The 4,784-nt window shown below is 42.4% G+C and carries 4 protein-coding genes; 1 reads left to right on the top strand and 3 read right to left on the bottom strand.

Annotation, left to right across the window (positions count from 1 at the left end; translation table 11 throughout):
• Positions 1-247: 247 nt before the first annotated feature.
• A complete protein-coding gene (gene eno, locus N4310_RS07565; RefSeq protein ID WP_160333060.1) occupies positions 248-1,552 on the bottom strand; it encodes a surface-displayed alpha-enolase in 1,305 nt (434 codons plus the stop codon).
• Between the two features lie 147 nt (positions 1,553-1,699).
• Between eno and N4310_RS07560 the strand changes: the two genes are divergently transcribed.
• Complete coding sequence (locus N4310_RS07560; protein ID WP_262092696.1) at positions 1,700-2,146, top strand: DUF1694 domain-containing protein; 447 nt, start codon at positions 1,700-1,702, stop codon at positions 2,144-2,146.
• A gap of 44 nt (positions 2,147-2,190) precedes the next feature.
• On the opposite strand, the gene N4310_RS07555 is transcribed toward N4310_RS07560, so the two are convergent.
• Together N4310_RS07555 and N4310_RS07550 are read right to left on the bottom strand one after the other, a co-directional pair.
• Entirely contained in the window at positions 2,191-2,823 is a 633-nt protein-coding gene (locus N4310_RS07555) for a hypothetical protein (RefSeq protein WP_262092695.1), read from the bottom strand.
• 59 nt (positions 2,824-2,882) lie between these two features.
• Positions 2,883-4,655, bottom strand: coding sequence for a glycerophosphodiester phosphodiesterase (locus N4310_RS07550; RefSeq protein ID WP_262092694.1), 1,773 nt, complete (start codon positions 4,653-4,655; stop codon positions 2,883-2,885).
• Between the last annotated feature and the right edge of the window lie 129 nt (positions 4,656-4,784).

Genomic DNA, 4,784 nt, shown 5'->3' with positions numbered 1-4,784 from the left:
GTCATATGTCTCACCCAATGGGTGAAAATCAAAAACTTCTAGAAACCTTGATCTATCAGGGATTCTGGAAGTTTTTTAGTTGGCTATGAATAATTCGGGATCTTGGAGGTTTTTTGATATACCCTGTTATTGGGCGCTTACAAAACAGGCCCTAATTTTGAAAGAACTTTCAGAATCAGGGCCTGAAGTACGCAAAAAAGTCCTTCTAGCAAAATCTGCTAAAAGGACTCTCGGCCTTCAGGAAGGCTTATTTTTTAAGGTTGTAGAATGATTTCAAACCTTTGTATTGAGCTACTTCACCCAATTGATCTTCGATGCGAAGCAATTGGTTGTATTTAGCAATACGGTCAGTACGTGACAATGAACCTGTCTTGATTTGACCAGCGTTTGTTGCAACAGCGATATCTGAGATTGTTGAATCTTCAGTTTCACCTGAACGGTGAGAAACAACAGCTGTGTATCCAGCTTCTTTCGCCATTTCAATCGCCTCAAATGTTTCTGTCAAAGTACCGATTTGGTTAACTTTGATAAGGATTGAGTTTGCAGCACCTTCAGCGATACCTTTTTCAAGGTAAGAAGTGTTTGTAACGAAGAAGTCATCACCAACCAATTGAACTTTATCACCAAGACGCTCAGTAAGAACTTTCCAACCATCCCAGTCGTTTTCGTCCATACCATCTTCGATTGTGATGATTGGGTATTTTTCAACCAATTCAGCAAGGTAGTCTACTTGCTCAGCAGCTGTACGGACAGCAGCTCCTTCACCTTCGAATTTAGTGTAGTCGTAAACTTTGCGCTCTTTATCGTAGAACTCAGATGATGCACAGTCAAATCCGATGAAGACATCTTTACCTGGTACATAACCAGCAGCTTCGATAGCTGAGATGATTGTTTCTACAGCATCTTCAGTTCCTTCGAATTTAGGTGCAAATCCACCTTCGTCACCAACAGCTGTTTCAAGACCACGACCTTTAAGGATTTTCTTAAGAGCGTGGAAGATTTCAGCACCGTAACGAAGAGCTTCTTTGAATGTAGGTGCTCCAACTGGCAAGATCATGAACTCTTGGAATGCGATTGGAGCATCTGAGTGAGATCCACCGTTGATGATGTTCATCATTGGAGTTGGAAGTACTTTAGCGTTGAAACCACCAAGGTAGTTGTAAAGTGGTACATCAAGGAAATCAGCAGCAGCACGAGCTACAGCGATAGAAACACCAAGGATTGCGTTCGCACCCAATTTACCTTTGTTTGGAGTTCCATCAAGTTCGATCATAGCACGGTCGATCGCTTGTTGATCACGTACATCAAAACCAATCAAAGCTTCTGCGATGATGTTGTTTACGTTGTCAACAGCTTTTTGTGTACCAAGACCTAGGTAACGAGATTTATCTCCATCACGAAGTTCTACTGCTTCGTGCTCACCTGTAGAAGCTCCTGAAGGAACCATACCGCGACCAAATGCGCCAGATTCTGTGTAAACTTCTACTTCAAGTGTTGGGTTACCGCGTGAGTCAAGGACTTCGCGAGCGTAAACATCAGTAATAATTGACATTTCTTACTCTCCTTATGAGTTAATTTTTATTACCCTTCTATCATAACGTAAAAAAAGTGGTTTTTCAAGGAAAAATTGGATCGTTGTGAAATAAATTGCAAGTTATCCTTTCCCTTGGACGTCTTTAAAAAGTGCTATACTGGAAATATGGAAAATCTTGAAAAAACACTGATGCAAAAAGCAACTGGTTGCCAGCGCTTGGATCCTGATCAACAACGAAAGTATCTCGAAACCTTTCAAGAAAGAGTTGCCTGCCAAGTTTCAATCGCAGAAGCCAAGGAAGCTACTGTTAAAGACAATTTACCAAGGATCATCACTAGCTTACAAAACAGCTACTCCCCTCTCTATCTCAAAATCTCACCCAGTCTTCCCAATGACCTCCAATTGGCCTACCTCAAAATCGGAAAAGAGCAAGAAATTGCAACAACCATTGTATCCGATGATTGCCAACACTCCCCCTTCGGGCTAATTCTCCATTCCGACCATGCCCTGAATCTGGAGGACCCTAGCATCCAAACCTATCTCCCCCAGAAACCAAGTAAAACAGAAAGTAAAGCCAAAAAAGGCTTCTTCCAAAAACTCTTCGGAGGTTAACAAAGACCCCAATTCCTACGTGAATTGGGGTCTTCTTCGTATCTCTAAGGCTTAATTTGCGATTCTAGCATGGCTAGCAGACGTTCACGATTTAACTTGAGGTAAACAATGGCCTGGCCATTATGAATTTCAATACTCTCCAAGGCATAGCCTTCTGCAGGAAGTGTAATCGGTAGCGTCAAATCATCCCGTCTAAAATCCTGAGGCAGGGTGCCTTGGTCTAGAACCATACGCAAGAGAGCTTTTGGCAAAGGAATTTTCCCCAATTTAGCAGACTGGATCACTGCTTCTAATTGGCCTTCCTTGATCACCAAGTCCAAATTCAGCTCCAATTGACTGGTCACCGGTCCAAACAACTCAAGTGGATAACGAACCTGGAGGTTGGACTGCTCAAACTGAATGGCTGAATCTGCCAAATCTTGTTTTTGTTGGTCAGAAAGATTCTCATTCAAAATCGATTTTAAATCATTATTGGCAACAACCATTTGCGAAGTCAAGCCATCTCCGGTGGAGGTCAAATTAGACACCGCCTGCTGTATCAAGGTGACAAAATTTGTTTTTTCTTGCCAAGCCCCAAAGCGCTCCTGACTAGTGACTGGCTTACTAGGAAGAATCAAATACCAGGCAAGCCCCAAGATAACCAGGAGTACTGTTAAAAATTTAAAAAATCCTTTCATGTCCTACTACGCTTTCTAATCTTATTTTGCCCTCATTATACCACATAACTCTAGTTCCTCTAGATACCACTATCTTCAATTACGCGGATAAACCGATCCCAGTAGCTGTTCTCATCTGCCAGTTCTCCCTTATAGGCCTGCACCTTATCTGGGAAGTCTGTGATCATTCCATCCAGAGGTTTTTGGAGGTAGCGGATCATCTCCGCTTCTTCATTGATGGTCCAAATGTAGAGCGGTTTCTTGGCTGCCTTAGCCTCTTCGACCAATTGGTTCGAATAAGAAAATTCCTCAACCGCTAAAAAATCAACTTGATCCAACTGCAAATCACCAAAATTAAAAGGAATCACATAGCCTGTTTCAATCGCTGGCTCCTTGTCTTCTAATTCCCGCATAACCTCATGTTTCAAGGACATGACTGGATAGGTATGATCTGGATCGAGACGGTTCAATTCTACTAAAACCAAGTCTACATAATTATCCGGTTCTGCTCCATGTGGCTTCAATTCGACTAGAAGTTTGATGTTATTTTCCTTGGCTACTTGAATAAATTCCTCAAAGGACGGAAGGACGGCCTTGTGACCATTTTGTTCCAGAGCCAGCCCCACAACCTCATCATAGGTCATGTCGGCTACTTTTTTATCAAGTCCAGCCAGGCGTTTTAGGTTGTAGTCATGCATCACCACCAATTTCTGGTCCTTGGTCATCAAGACATCCATTTCAACCAAATCAGCTCCCGCTTCTTTAGAAGCCTTAATTCCTTCAAGGGAATTTTCAACAGCTTTTTCCACAAAACCACGATGGGCAATGGTTAATTGCTTGGGATTCAAAACCTGATTGATTAAGTGCAAGCTATTACCGGCCATATAAGTCAAAAATAAAAAGGCTAATCCGAGATTAAGGAGCAGCTTTCGAGTCGTCGGCCGTTCCCGCTGAGCTTGTAGCTGAGGAGCTACCCGATTTTCTTTAATGATTTCCCACACTAGGAAGGTCATTAAGGATAATTTGGTCAAAAAGGTAAAGAAACCAATCAACCATTCCAGAAGGGTTAGGAAAAAACTCTGGATTACTAGCGATTGTCCCACTTGGTCGACCAGATTGGAAACCACAATCACTCCCCCAACCAACAGAAGAACAAGAACCGTAATCGCTACTTCAACCAAAGCCCAAGATCCAAGCAGGCGAAGTTTGCCTTTCTTGGTCAGCAACCAAGAATCTTTAATGGCTTGCCGAATGCTGACTTGGTTGACTGAAATCAAGGGTAGGGTGAAAATCAAACGCAAGTTCAGGTAGGCTACCAGTAGAAAGAGAACCGGCAATAAAATACTTCCCCAGCTTGACTTGGTCAACTCACCGGTAATAAAAGCGGGAATATAGAGTTTACTGGTTAGGGAGGGGCCAAAGCCGATATTGGCCACTGGAATCAGCGACACCAAATACAAGATAAAGACTGGTAAATCTAACCATCTTTGTTTGGTCAGGCTGGTCCATGTATAATAACCAATCTCTCTCCAGCTAAAGTATTGCTGCTGATAGGCCCCATAAACCATCAAAGCTAGAGCAGTCATTTCAAAAAAGATAAGACCCGCCGTGAGGATAAAAAAGACCAGAGCTGCTAACAGACTAATTGGATTCAACAAGATAACTGTCAGGTTATCCAAGCGTAGACTTTCCTGATTGGCAGAAAATAAAATAAAACGGAAGGAAAATGCAAGGATATAAACGCCTACAAACCCAACTAGAATCTGTAAAATCCCGAGTCGGATAAAGTAGGTCCAAATATCTGAGCCTAGACCTTTCAAGACCTTCCCCACATCCTTAAAAATAGTTTTCATCACTTCTCCTCTAAGAAAAAGGCCGGGACACTTGCCCCAGCCCAAATTTAACTGGTTCTTTGTCAAGTTGTGTGGAATCCTTGAAAACTGACAATATAGAATAAAGACAATCTTCCTTCCTCCCCTCCT

The organism is Streptococcus danieliae (genome assembly GCF_025447695.1).
Taxonomy (GTDB): Bacteria; Bacillota; Bacilli; order Lactobacillales; family Streptococcaceae; genus Streptococcus; species Streptococcus danieliae.
This window is presented reverse-complemented; position numbering and strand designations above follow the sequence as displayed.